Origin of the sequence: Pseudovibrio sp. W64, assembly GCF_001623145.1 — a bacterium.
GTDB lineage: Bacteria > Pseudomonadota > Alphaproteobacteria > Rhizobiales > Stappiaceae > Pseudovibrio.
On record NZ_LMCI01000031.1, the window covers coordinates 10,904 to 34,073 of the forward strand.

Consider the following 23,170-nt stretch of genomic DNA (forward strand, 5'->3'; position numbering starts at 1 on the left):
TGACCGCTAGGTCGCTGCCTGTGAGGGGTCTTCTAAGGATTGCAGGGGCTTAGCGCAAGCGCTTTTTTTTTATTTTCCACACAGTGCATTGAATTTGAATCAAGTGTGCATCTTGCGCCTCTCACAATCATGAGGAGAAGGTGGCTACACTTAAGTGCCTTCAGCAAAGAATGCGCCTCACGCGTACGAGCGCTCAAAGTTAAGAGTGGGAGTTATCATCAGACTTTCCCTCATAGGGCAAATTGTCTCGCTTTCTCCGTAAAGCTACAACCTAAAGCTCATTAGACTACGTATTTCCACGCCAATTCATGAGTTTTAAGTGTCCACCACCGATGCTGACTATTCAATTAAATGCGTACAAAAGCAATAAGTTACGACAATAAAAAATCCCGCAACCCAGAGCGCCAACGCGCAAAATCAATCAAAAGTTGTGAAATATCTAAATACTGTGGAGATGCGTGTTTTGATCGATTAGCGGAGTTTGCTTTTTGATCTGCCGCAAAGAACTCACCTCCGAATAAGCGCACCTACTTAATGTATATTTTTCATGCGAGATAAGGTTTCTCGGAAATGCGAGCTCTCAGGTTGCGCACTGTCTTCCTTCTAATACTTACGTTCTTTCTCAGTGCGTCGAACTACGCGATAGCTGCGTCGGACTCTTCAAACCGTGTTCTCGACTTTGCCAAAAAAGTTGAGGTCACAAAGTTCTTTCCTAAGGCCGACAGGTATGGCGCGCTGCACGAGGACATCGCAGTGTTGCCAGCAATGGCCGGAGATGACGTTTTAGGTTGGATCTTCCTAACCACCGATCTCGTTTCCACAACAGGATATTCTGGCAAGCCTATTGATACGTTGGTTGGTATCAATCCTGAAGGGATGCTCACGAGCGTTCAGCTGGTAAAGCACGCAGAACCAATCGTTCTGATTGGTATCCCTGATAGCGAGATCAAAAAGATCACCGAGAATTATGCTGGTCTCGATATCAAGAAAGAAGCAGAGCAGGGCGGGTCTGCTCACGAGCTGGATATCATCTCCGGCGCGACCGTCACCATTATGGTGATTGATGACTCCGTCGTGAGAGCAAGCCTGAAAGTGGCGCGCACCCTCGGACTTGGTGGCCTGAAAGGTGCTGCTGCTGACACTGGTCCAAAATTTGTCATAGATCTAGACAAAGCAGAAGTCTCTGACTGGATGACAATGACTGGTGATGGTTCTATCCGTCGTCTGACGCTGGATGTGGGCCAAGTCAACGCCGCATTTGTAGAGCAGGGCAATCCTAAAGCCATCAAACGTCCAGAGAAGGGACCAGAAACCGACTCTTACGTCGATATGTTTATGGCGCTTGCTGACGTCCCAACTGTAGGTCGTACGATCCTGGGAGACGCAGAGTATGCCAATCTGAAAAATCGCCTTAAAGAAGGTGAACACGCAATCGTGGTCCTTGGTCGTGGTCGTTATTCTTTCAAAGGCACAGGCTACGTACGTGGTGGCATCTTTGATCGTATTCAGCTGATCCAGGATGACATTTCAGTCCGCTTCAGAGACCGTCAACACAAACGTCTCGGCGTTGTGGCTGCAGATGCTGCGCCAACGTTTAAAGAACTGGACATGTTCACCATTCCTGCAGACTCCGGTTTCGATCCAAGTAAACCATTCCGACTGCAGCTTCTCGTACACCGTACAATTGGTGCGATTGAGAAAACCTTCCTGACATTTGATCTGGGCTATCAGTTGCCGCAGCAATACTTGAAGAAGGTAGAGAATGCACCGGTTGCTGCAGCAGATGCAGGAAATAGAGAAGGCGTAGTTGCCGCTCCTGCAGAAGAAGGCCGCGTAGAGCTTTGGCAGCGCATTTGGAATGATCGTCAGGTTGATATCGCAATACTAGGCATTGCCCTTACAATCCTGACAGGCGTTTTCTTCTTCCAGATGCAGGTTGCTAAATCAGAGAAATTTACCTTCTGGTTCCGTATTGGCTTCCTAACCTTCGTTTTGGTCTGGTTGGGCTGGATGGAAAATGCGCAGCTCTCTGTTGTGAACGTTCTGGCACTCTTCTCAGCGCTGACGACAGAATTCAGCTGGACTGCGTTCCTGATGGATCCACTTGTGTTCCTGCTGTGGTTTGCTGTTGCAGCAGCACTCATCTTCTGGGGTCGTGGTGCATATTGCGGCTGGCTCTGCCCGTTTGGCGCGCTTCAGGAGCTAACCAATCGGATCGCTAAGTTCTTCAAAGTTCCTCAAATTTCACTGCCTTGGGGATTGCATGAACGCCTCTGGGCCGTGAAGTATATGATCTTCCTCGCTCTGTTTGGCTTGTCACTCTACTCCTTGGCAGTTGCTGAGCATTATGCAGAGGTTGAACCATTCAAGACCGCAATCATTTTGAAGTTCCAGCGCGGATGGCCGTTTGTCCTGTTCGCTGTGGCACTCTTGACCGCGGGTCTGTTTATCGAGCGGTTCTACTGCCGTTACCTCTGTCCACTTGGTGCAGCGCTCGCCATTCCAGCACGCCTACGCATGTTCGACTGGCTGAAGCGCTACAAAGAGTGCGGCAATCCATGCGCACGTTGCGAGAAGGACTGCATGGTTGGAGCGATCCACCCAGAGGGCAACATCAATCCAAACGAATGCCTGAACTGCCTGCACTGTCAGGTTCTGTATCAGAGCGACGACAAATGTCCGGTCTGCATCAAGAAGCTTGCCAAGCGCAAGAAGTTCGAAGCGCAGACGGGTATTTCAAAGACGGAAAAGGGCACTTCCGTCAAACAACCGGCTTAGGCCAAATCTACTAGAAAGTATCAAGGGAGACTTTCATGACTGATAGAAAAGAGACAGGTCTGTCACGCCGCGCATTGCTCGGTGGTACTGCTAAAACAGCCGCTGTTGCGGGTCTGGGCGCAGTGGCAGTTGCTGGCGCTACTGGTGGCATCACTGCTGCACAGGCAGCTGAAGGTAACGATTTCCACGTTGCTCCGGGCGACCTGGACGAATACTACGGCTTCTGGTCTTCTGGTCAGGCAGGCGAGCTGCGCATTCTGGGCATCCCATCCATGCGTGAACTGATGCGCGTTCCTGTGTTCAACCGTTGTTCCGCAACCGGTTGGGGCCAGACCAACGAATCCAAAAAAATTCTGACAGAAAACCTGCTGCCAGAAACCAAAGAGTTCCTTGCAGCTCATAATATGGACACATATGACAACGGTGACCTTCACCACCCACATATGTCCTTCACTGACGGCAAATATGATGGCCGCTACCTGTTCATGAACGATAAAGCAAATACTCGTGTTGCACGTATTCGTCTTGACGTGATGAAAGCAGACAAGATCATCGAAGTGCCAAACGCGCACGACATCCATGGTCTACGCCCTCAAAAATGGCCTCGTACAGGTTATGTCTTCGCAAACGGTGAGCACGAAGCTCCACTCGTAAACGATGGTAAGATCCTTGATAAGCCTGAAGAATATACCTGCATCTTTACCGCGATTGACGGCGATACCATGGAAGTGGCATGGCAGGTGATTGTATCCGGTAACCTTGATAACTGCGATGCGGACTATCAGGGTAAATATGCATTCTCAACCAGCTACAACTCAGAAATGGGTACCAATCTGGCCGAGATGACTGCGTCCGAAATGGACCACTGCGTTGTCTTCAACATCAAGCGCATTGAAGAAGGCGTCAAAAACGGCGACTACGAAATGCTGAATGGTGTGCCTGTTCTTGATGGCCGTAAAGGCTCCAAGTACACCGCATACGTTCCAGTGCCGAACAGCCCACACGGCTGCAACACTTGCCCAGACAAAAAACACGTTATGATCGCTGGTAAACTGTCTCCAACAGTTTCCGTTATCGACGTGGACAAGCTGGATGCAGTGTTTGACGGTGCAGATCCACGTTCCGCAGTTGTTGCAGAACCTGAGCTGGGTCTTGGCCCTCTCCACACAGCATTCGATAACCGCGGTTTCGCATACACCACACTGTTCCTCGACAGCCAGATGGTGAAGTGGGACATCGACAAAGCGATCCGTCAGTACGCTGGTGAAGATATCGACCCAATCCATTCCAAGATTGATGTCGCTTATCAACCAGGCCACAACCACACTTCCATGGGTGAAACTCTGGACGCGGACGGTAAGTGGCTTGTTTCCCTGAACAAGTTCTCCAAAGACCGCTTCTTGAACGTTGGTCCTTTGAAGCCTGAAAACGAGCAGCTGATCGATATTTCTGGCGACGAAATGAAGATCGTTCATGACGGCCCAACATTCGCTGAGCCACATGACGTCATCATCGTTCACCGTTCTCTCGTGAATCCAGCTTCTGTTTGGGATCGTAACGACCCAACATTCGCTGATGCAGTTGCACAGGCAAAAGCAGACGGTGTTGATCTGGAAGAAGCAGAACACGTAATTCGCGATGGCAACAAAGTTCGCGTTTACATGCACTCTGCAGCTCCAACCTTCTCTCTTGAGAAGTTCACCGTGAAGCAGGGCGATGAAGTCACTGTTTACGTCACCAACATTGATGACATTGACGATCTGACACATGGCTTCTGTATTTCCAATTACGGTGTAGCAATGGAAGTTGCTCCTCAGGCAACAGCTTCTGTGACCTTCATTGCTGAGCGTCCAGGTGTTCACTGGTTCTACTGCCAGTGGTTCTGTCATGCACTGCACATGGAAATGCGCGGCCGTATGTTCGTTGAGCCTCGCGACGCATAAGGGAGCAGCGGGCATGAAAAGGTTGTTCTGGCAAACATTGCTGGGAGCGACGGCTTTGGTTGGCGTGAGCGTTTCTGCTCACGCCGCTGAAATCACTGTTCCTGCACAGCCTGATGCCTTAGCCCGCGCCTTAGATAAGGCGCAGGACGGAGACGTTTTGCGCCTTTCTGCTGGAATTCATCAGGGACCGATCATCATCGATCGGTCTTTGGTGCTTAAAGGAGAGCCAGGCGCAGAGCTTAAAGGCAATGGCAAAGGCTCAGTAATAACTGTCGAAGCACCAGATGTGGTCGTCGATGGACTGGTCATTACCGGTTCAGGTCTTTCCAACCAAACAATCGATTCAGGCGTGAAGCTGACAAAAAAAGCAGATCGTGCCCGAATTACAGGCAATAAGTTCCTCAACAATCTGGTGGGTGTGGATGCGCACGGCCCAGATGATGCTTACGTTGCCGATAACCTGATTGAAGGACGTCGCGATCTGCGCCCCAACGAGCGCGGAAACGGCATATATGTCTGGAACTCACCACGACTTGTCGTGGAGTTCAACACCATCAAATATGGCCGTGACGGTATTTTCGTAAACACCAGTCCAAACGATACTCTGAGAAATAATTATTTCGAAAACACACGCTTTGCTGTGCATTATATGTATGGCAACAAAGGGACTATCTCCAACAACGTCTCAGTAGACAATCACATTGGCTACGCTCTTATGTTTTCCGACAAGCTCACCATCACAAACAACATCTCTGATGGGGACCGCGACCACGGCTTGATGCTGAACTATGCAAACAATGCCGTAATCACCGGAAATCATGTGAAAGCATCGCCTGAGAAATGTTTGTTTATGTACAACGCCAATAAAAACAAAGTCGACGGGAACACGTTCGAGCGTTGTGAGATTGGAGTTCATTTCACGGCAGGTTCCGCTAAAAACAAGTTTTCCAACAATGCTTTCATCGGAAATAAAACTCAGGTCAAATATGTGGGCACACGTCATCTTGAGTGGACCTATGAAGGTCGTGGAAACTTCTGGAGCGATCATTCAGCCTTTGACATGAACGGAGACGGAGTAGCCGACACCGCCTACCGGCCAAACGACATGGTCGATCAAATCCTCTGGACGCAACCCGCGGCAAAACTGCTTACCGGAAGTCCTGCGGTTCAACTCCTCAGTTGGACGCAGTCTCAGTTCCCGGCGCTTTTGCCAGGTGGAATCGTGGACACAAAACCACTGATGCATGCACCAGAGTTAGCAAAGCCGAAGGTAGGAGCAAGAAGATGAATAATACAGTTCTTCGAGCTGAAAACGTCCGCATGACCTTCGATGGACGGGATGCTGTAAAAGATCTTTCCTTTGAACTGGGAAGCGCAGAGAGGGTTGCGCTCCTCGGACACAATGGGGCAGGAAAAACGACATTCTTTAAGATGTCACTTGGTTTTCTAACCCCAACGGATGGACGGATTGAAGTTTTGGGTGCAGAGCCCGGCAGTGACAAAGCACGCGCATCCACTGCGTTCCTGCCTGAATCTGTTGCCTTTCAAAGAACATTGACAGGTGTCGAAGTTCTCAAATATTACGCAAAACTAAAAGGCGAAAATGCAAAGAAAGCCATTGGTTTGCTCGAACGGGTTGGTCTTGCAGAAGCAGGACGCCGCCGCGTTGGGACATACTCAAAAGGCATGCGTCAACGCTTGGGTCTGGCACAAGCATTGATCGGGACACCAAAGCTTGTCCTGCTTGACGAGCCAACAAGTGGCCTTGACCCTATTTCTCGGCAGAACTTTTACGATCTGGTGACTGAGATTTCAGGAAATGGAGCAACAGTACTGCTGTCGTCTCACGCCCTGACGGAAATGGAAGCACGTACTGATCGCATCTTGATCATGTCCAAAGGCAAATTGGTAGCAAACGATACGCTCGACCATTTGCGGACTGCAGCAAGATTACCGATCCGCCTCAAGGTGAAGTCGAAAGAAGAGCCGGCAGAGCAACTGGCAAACCGCTTGGGTGGTACTCCGGTTAATTGTCGCTCAGTAGAAATCATGTGCGCGCACGAAGACAAGATCGCAAGAATTGCTGCGGTCACCAGCCTTGGCGCAATGATTGAAGACATCGATGTCCATCTGCCAACTCTGGATGATGTGTATAAGCACTTCTCTGAAAAAGCAGATCTCGAAGATAGTGCAGGGGAGGCATAAAGGTATGTTACAACGTATCCTCACTGTAGCTCATCAAGAATTCCGGATCGGCTTACGAAATCGCTGGATCCTACTTTCTGTTGTTATCCTGAGCGCGTTCTCCATGGCACTGGCCTTGCTCGGCTCAGCTCCTGCGGGCACGCTTGATGTAAGCCGCATGACTATCACTGTAGCTTCTCTGTCCAGCCTGTCAGTCTATCTGGTTCCGCTGATCGCACTGCTGCTCGCTTTTGATGCTGTTGCAGGTGAAATCGAACGCGGGACCTTGCTGCTGATCTTCTCTTCACCAATGACGCGAAGCGAGTTCCTCATTGGCAAGGCTGTTGGACATATCTGCGTTCTAATGCTGGCTCTCACACTCGGCTACGGATCAACCGCATTGATGCTGGCAGCAACCGGCGGCGGCGACACCAGTGGTTTCATTGACTTTGCGCGACTGATCGCAACCTCAGCCATCCTCGGCTTTGCATTCCTGTCTCTCGGGTACATCGTTAGTGCACTCGTGCGCCAGGTGACGACAGCAGCTGCAATGGCGATCGGAATTTGGCTGGTACTGATCGTGCTTTACGATCTGGCATTGTTAGGTGCACTGGTCGCTGATAGCGAAGGCTTCTTTGCTTCCAGTGTGTTCCCATTTGCTCTGCTGGCAAATCCAGCGGATGCCTTCCGCTTGTTCAACCTTTCAGCACTTGATGCCAACGCTATGGTCGGCGGTATGGCAGGTGTCGCTGAAAGCCTTCCATTCCCGCCAGTCGTTGCTCTTGCATCCATCTTTGTGTTTGCAGGTGCTGCAATGTCTGGTGCAATCCTGCTGCTTAAGAGGGTTTCCCCATGATGAAGAAACTGTTCGCAGTCGTTGGTGTCACATTGCTTCTGGCAGCGTGTCAGGAGAAAGAAGAAGTCATCAAGCCAGTCGCCATGGAACTTAGCGTCGAAGCTGCGGGCTTCTACTGCCAGATGACTGTTTTGGATCACGAAGGACCAAAAGCTCAAATTCACTTGGCAGGTAGCCCGTTTCCACTGTGGTTCTCGCAGGTACGCGATGCAGTCGCCTTCACACGGTTGCCTGAAGAGTCCAAAGATTACGTCGCGATCTATGTGAACGATATGGACAACGCAGTTAGCTGGGAGCAACCAGGCAACAACAACTGGGTTGATGCCGATGCAGCATACTTCGTTATAGAAAGCACGCAGAACGGTGGCATGGGGGCACCAGAGGCAATTCCATTTGGCACACAAGCAGGTGCTGAGAAGTTTTCCTCTGAAAACGGCGGTAAGGTTGTGAAGCTGACAGAAATTCCTGATGAGTACGTGCTCAAACCAGTTGAGTTCGAACTCAGTGATGCGTCGAGCAACTAGCCCAGACTATAAAATCTGAAAATACAAAACGCTCCAGAAATGGAGCGTTTTTTGCGTCTAAACCAGTTTCACTGAATGGCAAGTTGTTTCAGTACTTGCAACGCTGCGGATAGCCAACCCTCAGATCCGGATCTCCAACCACAATCAGCTCATCAGGATCACACGTCACACTTTCCGTTGGGGAGCTGTCAAAAGGTCTGAATTTGAGTGCACGATGCCCGCAAATGAGTGTGGTTTCACCGCAAATAAACCCAACTTCTTCAGTGCTTCTATGCTTAACGATTGAACCAAGTTCAGGCTCCCCAAAAGACATATCCGCAGTCAGCAAGTTCAAAAAATCAACTTCAGGATTCCCATCTGCAGCATGCTTACTCGCCGTTTTCAAGAGATCCTCAAAAATATCATGCCGCGCAGTCGAATGTTGACTATCTACTTCGTTTGAATGTTCAGCGCGATTTAAGTCGATGGGCATAAGAGTTCTTTCAACTAGAGAACTAAAAGCAAATGTAAAAATACCAGTTCAGACAAACATCTGATTATGTCCAATCCTTATGCGCCTTTCACATAATCAGGAAAGGAGCACAAATTAGAGTTGAATTGGATAATAAATCCATATCGTAGATTTCAACAGCTGGAAAGGTAAATAAACTCAAGTTTTAAATAACCTGAGCAATGCACATTAAAAAGACGAAAAACAGAGGTACGAAAAAAAAGCAATTTAACCTTTAAGATACAACACTTTAATTAAATAATACATGAGATCGAAAAGACACATTCATGACGTATGCACAATTATTAAGTCAAATTCACTAGGTCAAAAATTGGATAGAATAACTTCATGTCGGCAGATAGAAATTAGGTAAATTCCCCCAACAATAACTGTGAAGCACTCACATTCACTGAGAAGATTAAACTGAAGGAAGTGAACTCGAAACGACATTGTCGAAAAGAGATTGACACGATATTCAATTTAGAGCGTGATATAACAAGTTGTTTGGAAAAAGACTTTGAACTTCTAACAACAGCGCCAAAGTGTCGGCAAGGCCGCAAGTAAATGCGTCTTATTGCTCATTTCGTTTCAGCATCTCGTGATAAATACGAGCAAACATCATGGAAACGAAATTCATAGGTCCTTTGCTACCCGAGCCATACACCTGTGCTTCGATTTCTAATGCCTGGGTCCACGCCTGATCGATTAAATCCAGATCAGTCTGCTTCACATGCCCTTCCATCTCACTTAGAATCTCAGTGTCTTCTATAAAGTCGACATCATTAACACCGTGAATTCCGAAACGAAGAAACTGTTCGTTGACACCGAGTGCTAGTGCCAATTTCCCCAGAGTATCACCACGCGGATTATCTATTAAACCTTTTTCGATCTTATAAAGATTGTCATAACCAACGTTTGCACGTCGAGCTAAATCTTTGACCGTCAGATCATTCTGTTTTCTTAGTTTTTGAAGCCGCTGTTGCCAAGTCATGGTTGCTCTGCAGTCGCTAAAAACATAGTCCCGTGGAGAAGTATTCCAGTTAGTGCAATTAATCTATGACTAGATTGGTCGCAAATAAATAAGCAAATGAGATATCCGCAAGAAATTAGGGGAGCTGCCTACTGCATTGTCTTTAGCCAATCTTCCTCCTCTTTAAAATTGCTGAAACAGCACTCCCACCAAAATTTTAGATTGTAGTTTTAGTTTCAGCAAAAAGTGACTTGTGCACCTGTTCTCCCACCTCTGATGTTTAGAACACCAATATTGGGCTTGTCAGATGGGTAGACCATGAGTAAATGGGGCGAAATTAATTCTGGAAGGGGATAAATGGTTGCCAAATAATCAAGGTACTGCCCATGCCGTCTATGGTATGGGACGCTGGGGTAAAGATCTTCTCTCTGTGCTGCCAAACGGCGATATAGCACTTAGTAATCCTTTGATGCCGGACGCTCCCAAGGTGAGTCTGCCGGAGATCGTTCACGACCTTGAACAACGTGGTATCCATTCTCCACTTTTGCTGCGCGTAAGTTCGTTCCTGCAAAACGAAATCGCTCACATCAACAATTCCATGGCAGATGCAATCAATCGCGTCGGCTATAAAGGCAAATATCGCGGTGTTTTCCCGATCAAGGTCAACCAGCAGGCGCAGGTTATCGATCGTATCGTTGAATTTGGCCGTCCATACTCCTACGGTCTTGAAGCAGGCTCCAAGCCTGAGCTTGTTATTGCGCTTGCGCACCGCTTGCCTAAAGAAGCTCTCATTGTTTGTAACGGTGTTAAAGACGAAGAGTTCATTCGTCTTGCAATTCTTTCCCGCAAACTGGGTTTCAACACTATCATCGTGCTGGAAAGCCCGAAAGAACTCGATACCGTTATCAGTGTGGTTGAGGAGCTGGGTGAGGAGCCTTTGCTCGGTGTGCGCGTTAAACTGACGAACCAGATTGGCGGCAAGTGGGAAGAAAGCTCTGGCGATCGCTCCACATTTGGCATGAACACTGATCAGCTGGTCTCAGTGATTGACAAACTGCGCGATGCGAAACTCTTGCACTGCCTGAAGTTGCAGCACTCTCATCTTGGCTCGCAGGTTCCTGATGTTAATGACGTACGCCGTGCAGTTGGTGAAGCCTGTCGTTACTTTGTCGAGCTGACAAGGGAAGGGGCCGAGCTCACCCATCTTGATCTCGGTGGTGGCCTTGGGGTTGATTACACCGGTGAGAAGAAGGCGATTGAAAACTCGACCAACTACTCGGTTGAGGAATACTGCGCCAATGTGGTGGAGACCGTTGCTTATGCAATGGATGAGGCAGAACTCACGCACCCCACATTGATCACTGAAAGTGGTCGTGCCGTTGTCGCGACCTCTTCAATGCTGCTCTTCAATGTCCTTGAAGCAACGCTGTTTGATGCGCCTACTGCACCTGAGCCTAAAAAAGACGATCACCACATGGTTGCTGATCTTGCAGCTGTTGAGGGGTATCTTAGCGCAGAACGGCTTCAGGAATGTTTGAACGACGCCTCATTCTACCGCAATGAGCTGCGTGCGCTCTTCCGCCGGGGGTATATCGACCTGCGCCAGATGGGTCGTTCCGAGCGCATTTACCTGCATTTGATGTCCAAGATTAAAGAGCTGGCGCCGCCGACAGGCGTTGCTCCCGAGATCGACGAGCAGCTTGAGAAGGTGGCGGATATCTACCACTGCAACTTCTCTTTGTTCCAGTCCCTGCCAGACGTTTGGGCCATCGATCAGCTTCATCCGATTGTGCCACTACAACGCCTGAATGAAGCACCGGATCGCCGTGCTGTTCTTTCTGACATCACCTGTGACAGTGATGGTAAAGTAGACAAGTTCATTTTGGCGGACGGCATCTCACCATCTTTGCCGGTCCATACGCTCGAAGAAGGCAAGCCATACTATCTTGGCGTTTTCTTTGTTGGTGCTTATCAGGAAACGCTGGGTGATCTGCACAACCTGTTTGGCGATACCAATGTGGCAACCATTGACCTGCGCGCTGATGGCGGATTTGATCTGCTTCAGGAAGTTGAAGGTGATACAATCTCGCAGGTTCTTTCCTATGTGGAATATGATCCACGCGATTGCGTAGACGCTTTCCGCAAGCTTATCGATGAGGCGGTCTCCGCTGGCACACTGAAGAACGCTGATCGACGCACGTTGGTTGCCGCTTACCGCGACAGCATCAACGGCTACACTTACTACGAATAATCCAAGGACCGGGGAATAGGCATGAGTAAGACTCTGGTAATCGGCGCAGGCGGTGTTTCCTCCGCAGCCGTACACAAAATGGCAATGAATTCGGATATCTTTTCTGAGGTCACGCTGGCATCTCGTCGCAAGTTTAAATGCGATGACATTGCAACAAGCGTGAAGGCAAAGACCGGCGTTACCATCAAGACAGCTGAAGTTGACGCGATGGACGTTGCAGCAGTTGTTGCCCTCATCAAAGAGAGCGGCGCAGAGCTGCTGGTGAACCTGGCACTGCCGTATCAGGACCTGAAGCTGATGGATGCCTGTCTGGAAGCTGGCATCAACTATCTGGACACCGCAAACTACGAGCCGGAAGACGAAGCAAAGTTCGAATACCACTGGCAGTGGGCCTATCTGGAGCGCTTCAAAGAGGCTGGCCTAACTGCGATCCTCGGCTCTGGTTTCGATCCGGGGGTTACTTCCGTTTTTGCAACATGGCTGAAAAAGCACAAGCTTGACACCATCCGCCAGATTGACGTTCTTGATTGTAACGGCGGCGACAACGGCAAGGCATTTGCAACCAACTTCAACCCGGAAATCAACATCCGTGAAGTAACAGCAGATGCACGCCATTGGGAACAAGGCGACTGGGTCAGTTCACCTGCGATGACCCACAAAGTTGCTTTCGACTTCCCGGGTGTTGGCGAGAAAAACATGTACCTCATGTACCATGAGGAACTGGAAAGCATGAAAACGCACTTTTCCGAGATTGAACGGGCGCGTTTCTGGATGACGTTCGGCGATGCTTACATCAACCACGTCCGCGTGCTTGAAGGCATTGGCATGACCTCAATTGAGCCAGTCATGCATGACGGCAAGGAAATTATCCCGCTGCAATTCCTGAAATCAGTTCTGCCGGACCCAAGCGATCTGGGCGAGCTGACAAAAGGCAAAACCTGCATTGGCGACATTGCAACCGGTCAGGCGAAAGACGGCTCCGGCGAGAAAACCTATTACATCTACAACATCTGTGACCACGAAGAGTGTTATGCAGAGGTTGGCTCGCAGGCTGTTTCCTACACCACTGGTGTTCCGGCAATGATTGGTGCAGCACAGATCCTGAAAGGGAACTGGAACGAGCCGGGTGTTTGGAACATGGAGCAGCTGGATCCGGATAACTTCATGGACATGCTGAACGAGCACGGCCTGCCCTGGCAGGTGCATGAGCTCGACGGCCCGGTTCAGTTCTAAGCTGATGGCTGACATGATGCAGACGCAGGCTGGCGATGCGGGAGCGTTCAGGACATTTGATCTCTCCCGGGTCCCAAGTCCCTGTTTCGTCGTTGATGAGGTTGCGGTCCGCCGCAACCTTTCTGTGCTTAAAGACGTGGCTGATCGCTCTGGCGCGCACGTTCTTTCCGCGCTGAAGGCCTTTTCCATGTTCGCACTGGCCCCTGTGGTGCGCGAATATCTGGAAGGCACCTGCGCCTCAGGCCTTTATGAAGCACGCCTTGCCCGCGAACAATACGGCGGAGAAGTTGCAACATTTTGCGCTGGTTATAAAGCAAGCGAGATTGATGAAATCATTGGCTACACCGACCATATGATCTTCAACTCTCCTGCTCAAAAAGACCGTTTTCTGCCAAACGTCCGCGCTGCCAGACACAAAGTCGATGTGGGTCTGCGCATCAATCCTGAGCACTCTGAAGGCGAGGTTGCAAAATACGACCCATGCGCCCCATGCTCTCGCCTGGGCTTTCCCATCTCGCAGTTAAATGCAGAGGTATTGGACGGCGTCGATGGCATTCACATGCACACGCTGTGTGAACAGGAGTTTGAGCCACTCCAGCGCACATGGGAAGCAGTAAAAGACAAGCTTGCGCCATATTTTAATCAGCTGAAGTGGATCAACTTCGGCGGTGGTCACCACATCACCCGTGAAGACTACGACCGCGAAGCGCTGATTGCCTTCGTTAAGGATGTGCGGGCAACAACCGGGCTGGAAGTTTATCTGGAACCGGGCGAAGCAGTTGCTCTGGATGCTGGCATTCTGGTGGGTGAAGTGCTGGATCTGCCCCAGAACACCATGAATCTGGCAATTGTCGACATTTCAGCAACCTGCCATATGCCGGATGTGATTGAAGCTCCCTATCGCCCGGCCATGCTGGATGAAGTGGAGGAGGGGCACACATACCGCCTTGGCGGCCCATCCTGCCTCGCAGGTGACGTGATCGGCGATTACACCCGAACAGCGCCGCTGAATATTGGTGATCGCTTTGCATTCCTCGATCAGGCTCACTATTCCATGGTGAAAACCAACACCTTCAACGGTGTTCCCCTGCCAGCAATCGCGCTCTGGAACTCTGAAAGCGATGATCTTAAAATCATTCGCGAGTTCTCCTACAACGACTTCCTGAACCGTCTTTCCTAAAGGTACGAAATGTCTGTTTTTCTTGACAGTGAGCTGACTGAAGCAGAACGCAAAGCAGAAGACGCTCTCTTTACAATTATTCCGGCCCCACTGGAACGCACCGTCTCTTACGGCTCAGGTACTATCAAAGGCCCCGAAGCTATCATTGAGGCAAGTAATGAATTGGAACGTGGCTGTAATGGCGTTGAGCCATGCGCCTCCGGCATTGCAACGCAAGCATCAGTCGACTGCGATGGACCTCTGCCAGACGTCATGGAGCGCCTCGCTCAGCGTACGGAAGACGCCGTCAAAGCCGGTAAAATTCCAGTCACACTGGGCGGCGAACACTCGCTGTCTTACGGCGCGGTCTCAGGCGTTGCCCGTGCGCTCGGCAAACCGGTTGGCATTGTGCAGGTGGACGCTCACGCAGACCTGCGCATCGCCTATCAAGGCGAAAAACACTCCCACGCTTCTGTCATGAACCTCCTGGTAGAAGAGGGGAATTCCCTCGCACAATTCGGCGTACGCGCACTCTGCCAGCAAGAAATAGACAGCCGGAAAGACAACAAAGTTTTCTTTGTTGATGCGGAAGAGTTGGTCACCAAAGGATTGCATGCCGTCGATCTACCTGAGGATTTTCCAGAGCACATCTACATCTCCTTCGATGTGGACGGTCTCGACCCCTCCCAGATGCCAGCAACAGGCACGCCCGTGCCCGGAGGTCTTGGATATTACCAATCCCTGCATCTGGTAGAGCATGCACTAAAGGGCCGAAAATGCGTTGGCCTTGACGTGGTTGAGCTGGCACCAGATGGAAATGCTGCATGGGACTTCACAGCAGCTCAGATCACCTATCGCTTGATGGCTGCAGCCTTGATCCACCAGGGCTAAAAATACAGCTTACTCAAAATACACAAAGAGCTGCGATTACAAAATTGCAGCTCTTTTTTTATGAAATTATACATGGGGGTTCCAGATCACTTGGCCACCAGGCCCAGCTCTTTTGCTCGCTCACTCAGTTGGATACATACAACCCCGTTCGCATCTTCCTCTGCATCTTCCAGAGTGTGCTGCACTTCTCCAGCAAGTCGAATACTTTCCTGAACCAGCACAATATAATGCGGTGTCGCTTTGAGCTTATTGTCTCGAATGTAATCCAGTGTCCGCTGGTGATTGATGCCGATATCACAAAAATTATCCATAGTATCGACGAGAAAAATTTCTTTGATCCTCTCCTCAGCCGTCTGCGCAGCAACAGGCAACACAAACAAGCAGGTGAAGGCACCAGCTAAAATCAATCGCTTCATGTAAAAATCCCCATAGAGAAAATAACAGTCTGGCGTCGCTGTATTCAGCTGTCCATTCAGCAGATCTCGCGGAGGTGTTCTTTAGCCATTCAGAATGTAAGCGCAACCTGCAACAGGCCGTATGGAGCGTGAAATCAGGCAGGTTTTATGGGAAACAGTCTAATCTGGAAGTTAATTTTCAGATTCCGGACAACAAAAAACCCACCATAAAGATGGGCTCTTTTTGCTTATCTATCATAAAGATAGATGGCGGAGAGGGTGGGATTCGAACCCACGAGACGCTTCCACGCCCGCTGGTTTTCAAGACCAGTGCATTCAACCACTCTGCCACCTCTCCGGCTGTGTGGTGTGGGCTCTATTTGGTTCATGCGGCCTCCAAAGTCAAGCCGGCGAAAAACTTGTTCCACAGCCTGAATTTACTTTTTTCACAGCGGAATCAAACAGTCCCACCAAAACCGCTATTTCCCCTAAGGAAGTTAGCCTTGGTAAGAATCTCTCTTTCTTGTGGAGACATTTTGATCGGATTCAGTTAAGGTTTATCGGCTATCTTTTTAATATTGGTTCAGTTTGTAGTGAGCTCGGGTGTTTTTGCTCAACCAGACTGAAATCCGTCAGTGCCGAACATGTAGTGAGTAACAACGGTATGACTTCTTTACTGAATTGGGGCTATTCGGTGAAAGCACCAGCTCCCGAAACGATCAAACGTGTAGCGACTAGCATATCTGTAGTTGCCTTGTGCGCAGGTATTGCAGCCTGTGGCGGCGGCACAGACAAAGTGAAGTTCAGTGAAAAGAAGTACGGCGTGGCTGCAAGTCCTCGTGTGGTGAAAGGCACTAAGCCAGTTCCTAAAGGAGGCGGGCGCGCTGTTGTCGGCAAACCGTATAAAGTGGCTGGCAAGTGGTATTATCCCAAAAGGGACGATAACTACAAGAAAACCGGTAAGGCATCATGGTATGGTCCAACCTTCCATGGTCGCAAAACAGCAAACGGCGAAATCTTTGATCGTAATGCACTGACAGCAGCGCATCCAACAATGCCTCTACCAAGCTATGCTAAGGTGACAAACCTGCAAAATGGTCGCTCCATGATTGTGCGCGTGAATGACCGTGGACCATTCCACGATAATCGCGTGATTGATCTGTCTGAGCGCGTTGCTGGAATGTTGGGCACCAAATCCAGCGGCGTTGCAAAGGTTCGTGTTGAATACGTTAGCCGCGCACCTCTTCACGGACAGGATGAGAAGAAGCTACTGGCATCTTATTCTGGCAATGGCGGAAACTGGAACGGCGGGAACTCTGCACCTCAGACCATGTTTGCCTTTGCAAATCCTGTGAAACGCATTTCCGGCCCGGCTCCAATGCCAAAAAGCAGGCCATACGACACTCCAATTTATGCGGCACAAAATGTGTTGGCGTTCAATTCCAGCCAGCTCGATCCTGCTGTGGTCTACGAACGTAACTTGAGCACGACACAAGTCGCATCCATATCCAGCTTCAAGAACCGCATCAACAGCGCCCTTGCGACAAACGCAAACCCGAATGCGCCCAAACCTGCGATTGCCGCACAGCCAGTTTCAACGTCCTTTGGCAGCTCACTCCTTCCACCACCAAGTTCAGGTGTTTACAAAACACCAACAAGTGGCAGTGCGCCAACGTTCCAGAGCGGAAATGCAGTTTCCTCCTATACGTCACAGCAAAGGCTCAACAGTGCGCATGAAGCATTTAAATCATTTTCAGGTGGAACTGGTTTGAAGAACTTACTGCAATCTCGTACTGGCCAAAAACACTAAGTCATTTAGTTTTAAACGGCTTTACCCAGTCTGCTGACCTGCGTTAGTGTTTGTTTTAGGGGATGGGGCGTAGCATAGCCTCTCTAAAAACATTCAGGGAGACGCAGGCGTGCAGGTTGGGTGGCAGAAGTGCAAACAGCATAAATCTCGAAGCAACTTTAAGCGCTGGCTATCTCCTGATTGCTGGAGATTTTCAGCGATAGCGGCAATGGTGCTCTGCGCTCTAGTCGCATCTCCAACAGCTCATGCTGTTGAGATAAAAGCCAAAGCTGCGACGCTTTACGACTTCTCCAACAAGTCATTGATCTTCTCTAAAAACTCTCAGGTTCTGCTTGCGCCAGCTAACCTGACCAAGCTCATGACCGCTGTAACAGTGCAGCAGGCACTGCATGCCGGTGACATCACACCGCAAACCACATTCAAGGTCAGTGAACATGCATGGCGGACAGGCGGAGCACCCGCACGCGTTACCACCATGTTTGCACGCCTGAACTCCTCTGTCCCCGTGAATGATCTAATGTATGGCCTCATCGTTCAAAGCGCGAACGATGCCGCAATCATTCTGGCAGAAGGCCTGGCCGGCAGTGAAGCCAACTTTGCGCGGGAGATGAACAAGCTCGCCAAGTCCATTGGAATGGAAAATTCTAATTTCACCAATCCGACCGGCTTCCCTGAGGAGAGCCACAAAACGACACTGGAAGACCTGACAATCTTAGCGGCGTATGTCTTGGAACATGAGCCTGAACTACATTCTGTGTTTTCCATGGACCGCTTTACGTGGAACAAGATCACACAGCGCAATAAAAACCCCCTCATTCGGGATATTGAAGGACTGGACGGGTTCGGAGCTGGCTTCTCTGAGAGAGAAGGTTTTGCAGCACTTGGAACACTCGACAGCAACGGTCGTCGCTATGTAGCCGCTATTGCAGCCTCACCGACAATGCAAGACCGTGTTCAGGACATGAAAACTCTATTGCTGCCATCTTTTTCCGGCCTTAAGCTCGAACAGTTTTACCGCAAAGGCGATCTTGTCAGCGATGCACAAGTGTATGGCGGCAAAAGAACAACAGTCTCCCTGAAGACAAATGATGCCGTCGCAACGCTTATCAATCCCAACGAAAAAGACAAATACCAACTGCGCGTTGTTTACAATGGCCCCATACCCGCACCGATTAAAGAGGGAATGGAAGTTGGAGAACTGCAGGTTCTTTCCAAAAATGACGTGATTTATCGGGCAACACTGGTTACAGGAGAGGATGTAGCCATGGGAGACCTGCAAGGCCGTGCTTGGGACGCGCTAGGCGAGTTCTTCTACCAGTTGTTCTAGCACCGGATTTCAGAACTATTGAACTCCGTAGGTCTTGGAGGCCTGTTCGACGTTGTCGGGTATTTTTATCAGTTTTGAGGGCGGCGAAGGCGCCGGTAAGTCTACTCAAATTCAGCGCTTACGCGACAAACTCGCGGCCAGAGGCATTGAAGCAATCACCACACGTGAACCGGGCGGCTCTCAAGGCGCTGAACTCGTTCGCGAAGTCCTGCTGTCCGGCGCTGCAAAAGATTATGGTGTAACGGCTGAGGCAGTTCTTTTTGCAGCTGCCCGAGCAGACCATATCGACACACTGATCAAACCGGCATTAGATGACGATAAATGGGTCCTGTGCGACCGGTTTGCCGATTCCTCACGCGTCTATCAGGGCGAATCCGGTGTTCCTCCGCAAACCGTAGAAGCCTTGCAACAGGTCGCAATCGCAGGTCATAATCCAGACATGACCTTGCTGATCAACGTGACGCCTGAAGTCGGCTTGGCCCGCGTCTCAAAGCGTACCGCTCCTGTCGAATTTGATGGCCCGGATCGCTTTGAAACAGATACCTTGGAAACGCACCGTCGCAGACAAGAAATGTTTCTGGAGATGGCCCGAAAAGAGCCGGACCGCATCACTGTGATTGATGGTGACCAGTCTCAGGACAAAGTGACTGAAGATATCTGGCAAGCTGTCCAAAGCCGTTTTGAAGAGCAGATCAAACAAGATACGGCCCGTCCGTAAGCAATCAGGGAAAAGTGAGTATGGCGAAAGCTTCCATAATCGAAGAAGTCCCTGAGTTCGACGAGGTCGAAGGCCTTCCGCTTCCACGCGAGCAATCCAACCTATACGGCCACGAACTTGCAGAAACCGAACTGCTTGATGCCTACAGATCGCAGCGGTTTCATCATGCATGGATCCTTGGCGGTCCGAAAGGCATCGGCAAAGCCACACTGGCATTTCGTTTCGCACGCTTCATACTGGAGCACCCGGACCGCTTTTCTACGCCGGTGATGGCTGCAAACAGCCTATACGTTCCACCAGAAAGCCATAGCTCTCAAATGATTGCCGCAGGTTCTCATGCAGACCTCCTGCATCTGCGGCGCCCATGGGACTTGAAAGGAAAGCGTTTCAAGCGGGACCTTCCTGTTGATGAAGTTCGTAAGACCACAGGCTTCTTTGGATCAACGGCCGCAGGCGGAAACTGGCGCATATGCCTTGTTGATTCTGCTGACGACATGAACCAGTCCGCAGCCAACGCTCTGCTTAAGATTCTTGAAGAACCACCAAAGCAGTCGCTCTTTATCCTGCTTTCACACAATCCCGGACGTCTTTTGCCAACAATTCGCTCCAGATGCCGCAAACTGTCCATGCGCAAACTGGAAGAGCAGACGATTGAGCAAGCGCTGACTGACATGGGCTGCGCTCCATCCGGCAACACACAGGCTCTGCACACACTCGCTGATGGCAGCCTGCGTCAGGCCGCATTGGCAGCAAACGGCGGAGCGTTGCAAATCGCGCAGGAGTTTACCGGCTTGGTTGAGACAATCGCCAATCTGGATATGATCCGTGCGCACAGCTTTGCAGATAAAGTTTCGGGACGTGGTGCAGAAGACGCGTGGAACACATTTTTGGAGCTGACCCGCACGTTCTTGAGCAATCAACTGCGTAAAGATGCAAGCACAAAGCCGGATGCGCTTGTCAGGTGGGCTGACTTGTGGGAAAAGGTGGGCCGCGCTGCCTCAACAGCAGAAGCTTTAAACCTTGATCGCAAGCAAGTTGTGTTGTCTTTCCTCGTTGACCTGCGGAAAGCAAGCACGAGCTGACCTACGTCTTTTTGGGCCACAAACCCAAAGAACTTTCCAGATTTAGATCCCGGATCAAAAGATCGCTTTAGGATATGACAGAAAAATCGCCTTTCTATATTACAACAGCAATTTCCTACCCAAATGGTGAGCCGCATATCGGCCATGCCTACGAGGCAATTGCAACTGACGTGCTGGCCCGCTTCCAGAAACTGGATGGCCGAGAAGTACACTTCCTGACGGGTACCGACGTACACGGTCAGAAGATGCTTCAGACCGCCGTCAAGGAAGGCATGTCACCTTCAGATCTTGCAGATAAGAACTCCAAGCTTTTCCGCGAAATGGTGGAGATGCTGGGCTGCTCTAATGACGATTTCATTCAGACCAACGAAGAGCGTCACTATAAATCCTGTCAGGCAATCTGGCAGAAAATGGCAGATGCTGGCGATATCTACAAAGACAGCTACGCCGGTTGGTACTCTGTACGCGACGAAGCCTACTATCAGGAAGGCGAGACCGAAGTTCGCGAAGACGGTGTTCGTTATGGTCCTCAAGGCACGCCTGTCGAGTGGGTCGAAGAAGAAAGCTACTTCTTCCGTCTCTCAGCTTATGAAGACAAGCTGATCGAGCTGTATGAGAAGAACCCTGACTTTATTGGTCCAAATGCACGCCGTAACGAAGTCATGAGCTTCGTAAAGGGTGGCCTGAAAGACCTGTCCATCTCCCGCACCACCTTTGACTGGGGCATCCCGGTCCCGGGCGATGAAAAGCACGTTATGTACGTTTGGGTCGACGCTCTGACCAACTACATCACTGCGCTTGGTTATCCTGATATGGACGGCGACATGGCCAAGTTCTGGCCTGCCAACGCACATATCATCGGCAAAGACATCATCCGCTTCCACGCGGTGTACTGGCCTGCATTCCTCATGTCCGCTGGTGTTCCACTGCCAGAGCGCGTGTTTGCCCATGGTTTCCTGTTCAACTCTGGTGAGAAGATGTCCAAGTCTCTGGGCAACGTTATCGCTCCGCGTGATCTGGTAGAAACCTACGGCCTCGACCAAATTCGCTACTTCTTCCTGCGTGAAGTGCCATTCGGTCAGGATGGCAACTACAACCACGAAGCAATGGTAAACCGCATCAACGCTGACCTTGCCAATGACATCGGCAACCTGGCTCAGCGCTCGCTCTCCATGATCTTCAAGAACTGCGAAGGCAAACTGCCGGTTCCAGGCGAATTCTCTGCTGACGACAAGGCGATCTTGCAACAAGCTGATGAGATGCTGGAAAAATGCCGCGGCTTCATGGCAAAGCAGGAAATCCACCATGCACTGGCGTGCATCTGGTCAACCGTTGGTGAAGCAAACCGCTACTTTGCCTCTCAGGAGCCTTGGGCGTTGAAGAAGACAGACCCCGAGCGCATGAGCACAGTTCTTTATACCACCGCAGAGATCATCCGTCAGGTTGGCATTCTCGCACAACCAGTGATGCCAGGCTCTGCATCTAAACTGCTGGACCTACTGGTGCTGAATGAAGACGAGCGCTCCTTCGCACTGCTAGGTGAAGCTGGTCGCTTGCAAGGTGGTCGTGATCTGCCGAAGCCACAAGGCGTGTTCCCACGCTATGTTGAGCCGGAAACTGCAGAATAAAGCGCAAGAGATTATGTAGCTTAAAGGGGAGGCGCGTATGCCTCCCTTTTTTATGAGGGAAATGCACTCGCATTTTCTGCTGAGATAAAACAAGAGGTCTACCGGACCTATTGACAGAATCGCGCTGGAGGCGCTTTTGCTGTGACCATGTTAGTTGATAGTCATTGTCATCTGGATTTTCCGGATTTCGCAGAAGAACGCGACCAGATCATCGAGCGCGCCCACGAGTCTGGCGTCAAGCTGATGGTCACCATCTGTACTCGCGTCCGCAAGTTCGAGCAGATTAAAGAAATCGCTGAGGCCTATGACAGCGTATATTGCTCCGTCGGAACCCATCCGCACCAAGCGGGTGAGGAAACCGACGTCACCACGGAAGAACTGGTGGAGATTGCTAAGCATCCCAAAGTGGTGGCAATCGGAGAAGCAGGACTAGATTATTTTTACGACAATGCATCTCCAGAAGATCAGGAAAAAGTCCTGCGCACGCATATTGCAGCAGCGCGCGAAACCCAGCTGCCGCTGGTGATACATAGCCGCGATGCCGATGAAGACATGATGCGCATTTTGGAAGAAGAGATGAAGGCTGGCTGCTTCCCAGCACTTCTTCATTGCTTTTCCTCTGGCAAAGAGTTGGCAATGAAGGGTTTGGAACTCGGCCTTTATATCTCCTTCTCCGGCATTTTGACCTTTAAACGCTCCACCGAACTGCGCGAGATCGCAGCAGAACTTCCAATGGATCGCCTTCTTGTTGAAACAGATGCCCCGTATCTTGCGCCGCAGCCATGGCGAGGCAAGCGCAACGAGCCTGCCTATGTAGCGCACACCAACAAAGTTCTAGCTGAAGCACTGGGCGTCTCAGAAGATGTAATGGCCAAGGCCACCACACAGAATTTTCTGCGCTTGTTTTCCAAGGTGCCACAGCCTGCTTGAT

General features: G+C 50.4%; 19 protein-coding genes and 1 tRNA gene. 16 read left to right on the forward strand and 4 right to left on the reverse strand.

Going from position 1 to position 23,170, the window contains the following annotated elements; all coding sequences use genetic code 11:
- Positions 1-570 precede the first annotated feature (570 nt).
- From PsW64_RS13465 to PsW64_RS13490, 6 genes are read left to right on the forward strand one after another with little or no spacing between them, the layout of a single operon-like run.
- Entirely contained in the window at positions 571-2,778 is a 2,208-nt protein-coding gene (locus PsW64_RS13465) for a NosR/NirI family protein (protein ID WP_063303945.1), read from the forward strand.
- Positions 2,779-2,813: 35 nt separating this feature from the next.
- Positions 2,814-4,721 carry a TAT-dependent nitrous-oxide reductase gene (gene nosZ / locus PsW64_RS13470; protein WP_057463908.1) on the forward strand — a complete coding sequence of 636 codons (1,908 nt, stop codon included), beginning with the start codon at positions 2,814-2,816 and terminating at the stop codon, positions 4,719-4,721.
- Between the two features lie 13 nt (positions 4,722-4,734).
- Positions 4,735-6,009 (forward strand): nitrous oxide reductase family maturation protein NosD, encoded by a 1,275-nt coding sequence (locus PsW64_RS13475; protein WP_063303946.1) that lies wholly within the window; start codon positions 4,735-4,737, stop codon positions 6,007-6,009.
- Complete coding sequence (locus PsW64_RS13480) at positions 6,006-6,926, forward strand: ABC transporter ATP-binding protein (RefSeq protein WP_063303947.1); 921 nt, start codon at positions 6,006-6,008, stop codon at positions 6,924-6,926. Before PsW64_RS13475 ends, PsW64_RS13480 begins: the two co-directional genes overlap by 4 nt.
- 4 nt (positions 6,927-6,930) lie before the next feature.
- Positions 6,931-7,761, forward strand: a complete 831-nt coding sequence (locus tag PsW64_RS13485; RefSeq protein ID WP_063303948.1) for an ABC transporter permease — start codon at positions 6,931-6,933, stop codon at positions 7,759-7,761.
- A complete protein-coding gene (locus PsW64_RS13490; protein WP_063303949.1) occupies positions 7,758-8,285 on the forward strand; it encodes a nitrous oxide reductase accessory protein NosL in 528 nt (175 codons plus the stop codon). The genes PsW64_RS13485 and PsW64_RS13490 overlap by 4 nt, the downstream gene beginning before the upstream one ends.
- An 88-nt stretch (positions 8,286-8,373) precedes the next feature.
- Here PsW64_RS13490 and PsW64_RS13495 read toward each other — a convergent pair whose 3' ends face one another.
- Together PsW64_RS13495 and PsW64_RS13500 are read right to left on the reverse strand one after the other, a co-directional pair.
- Positions 8,374-8,670 carry a hypothetical protein gene (locus tag PsW64_RS13495; protein WP_153040001.1) on the reverse strand — a complete coding sequence of 99 codons (297 nt, stop codon included), beginning with the start codon at positions 8,668-8,670 and terminating at the stop codon, positions 8,374-8,376.
- A 676-nt stretch (positions 8,671-9,346) separates the two neighbouring features.
- Positions 9,347-9,766, reverse strand: coding sequence for a helix-turn-helix domain-containing protein (locus PsW64_RS13500; protein ID WP_063303951.1), 420 nt, complete (start codon positions 9,764-9,766; stop codon positions 9,347-9,349).
- Positions 9,767-10,106: 340 nt separating this feature from the next.
- Between PsW64_RS13500 and speA the strand changes: the two genes are divergently transcribed.
- The 4 genes from speA to speB are packed head-to-tail and all read left to right on the forward strand — an operon-like array spanning position 10,107 to position 15,279.
- Positions 10,107-11,996: a biosynthetic arginine decarboxylase gene (gene speA, locus PsW64_RS13505; RefSeq protein ID WP_082831109.1), complete on the forward strand. Its 1,890-nt coding sequence runs from the start codon at positions 10,107-10,109 to the stop codon at positions 11,994-11,996.
- Positions 11,997-12,017: 21 nt separating this feature from the next.
- Positions 12,018-13,229, forward strand: a complete 1,212-nt coding sequence (locus PsW64_RS13510) for a saccharopine dehydrogenase family protein (protein WP_063303953.1) — start codon at positions 12,018-12,020, stop codon at positions 13,227-13,229.
- Positions 13,201-14,409 (forward strand): carboxynorspermidine decarboxylase, encoded by a 1,209-nt coding sequence (gene nspC / locus PsW64_RS13515; RefSeq protein ID WP_208980773.1) that lies wholly within the window; start codon positions 13,201-13,203, stop codon positions 14,407-14,409. Before PsW64_RS13510 ends, nspC begins: the two co-directional genes overlap by 29 nt.
- Before the next feature lie 9 nt (positions 14,410-14,418).
- Positions 14,419-15,279: an agmatinase gene (speB, locus tag PsW64_RS13520; RefSeq protein ID WP_063303955.1), complete on the forward strand. Its 861-nt coding sequence runs from the start codon at positions 14,419-14,421 to the stop codon at positions 15,277-15,279.
- An 86-nt stretch (positions 15,280-15,365) separates the two neighbouring features.
- On the opposite strand, the gene PsW64_RS13525 is transcribed toward speB, so the two are convergent.
- Together PsW64_RS13525 and PsW64_RS13530 are read right to left on the reverse strand one after the other, a co-directional pair.
- Complete coding sequence (locus PsW64_RS13525) at positions 15,366-15,695, reverse strand: hypothetical protein (protein ID WP_063303956.1); 330 nt, start codon at positions 15,693-15,695, stop codon at positions 15,366-15,368.
- 247 nt (positions 15,696-15,942) lie between these two features.
- Positions 15,943-16,032: transfer RNA gene (locus PsW64_RS13530), tRNA-Ser, on the reverse strand.
- A gap of 306 nt (positions 16,033-16,338) precedes the next feature.
- Between PsW64_RS13530 and PsW64_RS13535 the strand changes: the two genes are divergently transcribed.
- The 6 genes from PsW64_RS13535 to PsW64_RS13560 all read left to right on the forward strand — a co-directional run bounded on the left by PsW64_RS13535 (position 16,339) and on the right by PsW64_RS13560 (position 23,169).
- Positions 16,339-17,484, forward strand: coding sequence for a septal ring lytic transglycosylase RlpA family protein (locus PsW64_RS13535; protein WP_063288749.1), 1,146 nt, complete (start codon positions 16,339-16,341; stop codon positions 17,482-17,484).
- Between the two features lie 208 nt (positions 17,485-17,692).
- Positions 17,693-18,811, forward strand: coding sequence for a D-alanyl-D-alanine carboxypeptidase family protein (locus PsW64_RS13540; protein WP_063297040.1), 1,119 nt, complete (start codon positions 17,693-17,695; stop codon positions 18,809-18,811).
- Positions 18,812-18,863: 52 nt separating this feature from the next.
- Positions 18,864-19,529 carry a dTMP kinase gene (gene tmk / locus PsW64_RS13545; RefSeq protein WP_063302037.1) on the forward strand — a complete coding sequence of 222 codons (666 nt, stop codon included), beginning with the start codon at positions 18,864-18,866 and terminating at the stop codon, positions 19,527-19,529.
- 20 nt (positions 19,530-19,549) lie between these two features.
- Positions 19,550-20,611 (forward strand): DNA polymerase III subunit delta', encoded by a 1,062-nt coding sequence (locus tag PsW64_RS13550; RefSeq protein WP_063302036.1) that lies wholly within the window; start codon positions 19,550-19,552, stop codon positions 20,609-20,611.
- Positions 20,612-20,685: 74 nt separating this feature from the next.
- Complete coding sequence (gene metG / locus PsW64_RS13555) at positions 20,686-22,239, forward strand: methionine--tRNA ligase (RefSeq protein WP_063292283.1); 1,554 nt, start codon at positions 20,686-20,688, stop codon at positions 22,237-22,239.
- A gap of 147 nt (positions 22,240-22,386) precedes the next feature.
- Positions 22,387-23,169, forward strand: a complete 783-nt coding sequence (locus PsW64_RS13560) for a TatD family hydrolase (protein ID WP_063303957.1) — start codon at positions 22,387-22,389, stop codon at positions 23,167-23,169.
- Position 23,170: the final 1 nt, after the last annotated feature.

What these genes read in the sequence shown, in the direction of transcription:
- PsW64_RS13465 (WP_063303945.1), top strand. Translation starts at nt 571, where the DNA reads ATGCGAGCTCTCAGGTTGCGCACTGTCTTCCTTCTAATACTTACGTTC.
- nosZ (WP_057463908.1), top strand. Translation starts at nt 2,814, where the DNA reads ATGACTGATAGAAAAGAGACAGGTCTGTCACGCCGCGCATTGCTCGGT.
- PsW64_RS13475 (WP_063303946.1), top strand. Translation starts at nt 4,735, where the DNA reads ATGAAAAGGTTGTTCTGGCAAACATTGCTGGGAGCGACGGCTTTGGTT.
- PsW64_RS13480 (WP_063303947.1), top strand. Translation starts at nt 6,006, where the DNA reads ATGAATAATACAGTTCTTCGAGCTGAAAACGTCCGCATGACCTTCGAT.
- PsW64_RS13485 (WP_063303948.1), top strand. Translation starts at nt 6,931, where the DNA reads ATGTTACAACGTATCCTCACTGTAGCTCATCAAGAATTCCGGATCGGC.
- PsW64_RS13490 (WP_063303949.1), top strand. Translation starts at nt 7,758, where the DNA reads ATGATGAAGAAACTGTTCGCAGTCGTTGGTGTCACATTGCTTCTGGCA.
- PsW64_RS13500 (WP_063303951.1), bottom strand. Translation starts at nt 9,766, where the DNA reads ATGACTTGGCAACAGCGGCTTCAAAAACTAAGAAAACAGAATGATCTG.
- PsW64_RS13510 (WP_063303953.1), top strand. Translation starts at nt 12,018, where the DNA reads ATGAGTAAGACTCTGGTAATCGGCGCAGGCGGTGTTTCCTCCGCAGCC.
- nspC (WP_208980773.1), top strand. Translation starts at nt 13,201, where the DNA reads ATGAGCTCGACGGCCCGGTTCAGTTCTAAGCTGATGGCTGACATGATG.
- speB (WP_063303955.1), top strand. Translation starts at nt 14,419, where the DNA reads ATGTCTGTTTTTCTTGACAGTGAGCTGACTGAAGCAGAACGCAAAGCA.
- PsW64_RS13525 (WP_063303956.1), bottom strand. Translation starts at nt 15,695, where the DNA reads ATGAAGCGATTGATTTTAGCTGGTGCCTTCACCTGCTTGTTTGTGTTG.
- PsW64_RS13535 (WP_063288749.1), top strand. Translation starts at nt 16,339, where the DNA reads ATGACTTCTTTACTGAATTGGGGCTATTCGGTGAAAGCACCAGCTCCC.
- PsW64_RS13540 (WP_063297040.1), top strand. Translation starts at nt 17,693, where the DNA reads ATGGTGCTCTGCGCTCTAGTCGCATCTCCAACAGCTCATGCTGTTGAG.
- PsW64_RS13550 (WP_063302036.1), top strand. Translation starts at nt 19,550, where the DNA reads ATGGCGAAAGCTTCCATAATCGAAGAAGTCCCTGAGTTCGACGAGGTC.
- metG (WP_063292283.1), top strand. Translation starts at nt 20,686, where the DNA reads ATGACAGAAAAATCGCCTTTCTATATTACAACAGCAATTTCCTACCCA.
- PsW64_RS13560 (WP_063303957.1), top strand. Translation starts at nt 22,387, where the DNA reads ATGTTAGTTGATAGTCATTGTCATCTGGATTTTCCGGATTTCGCAGAA.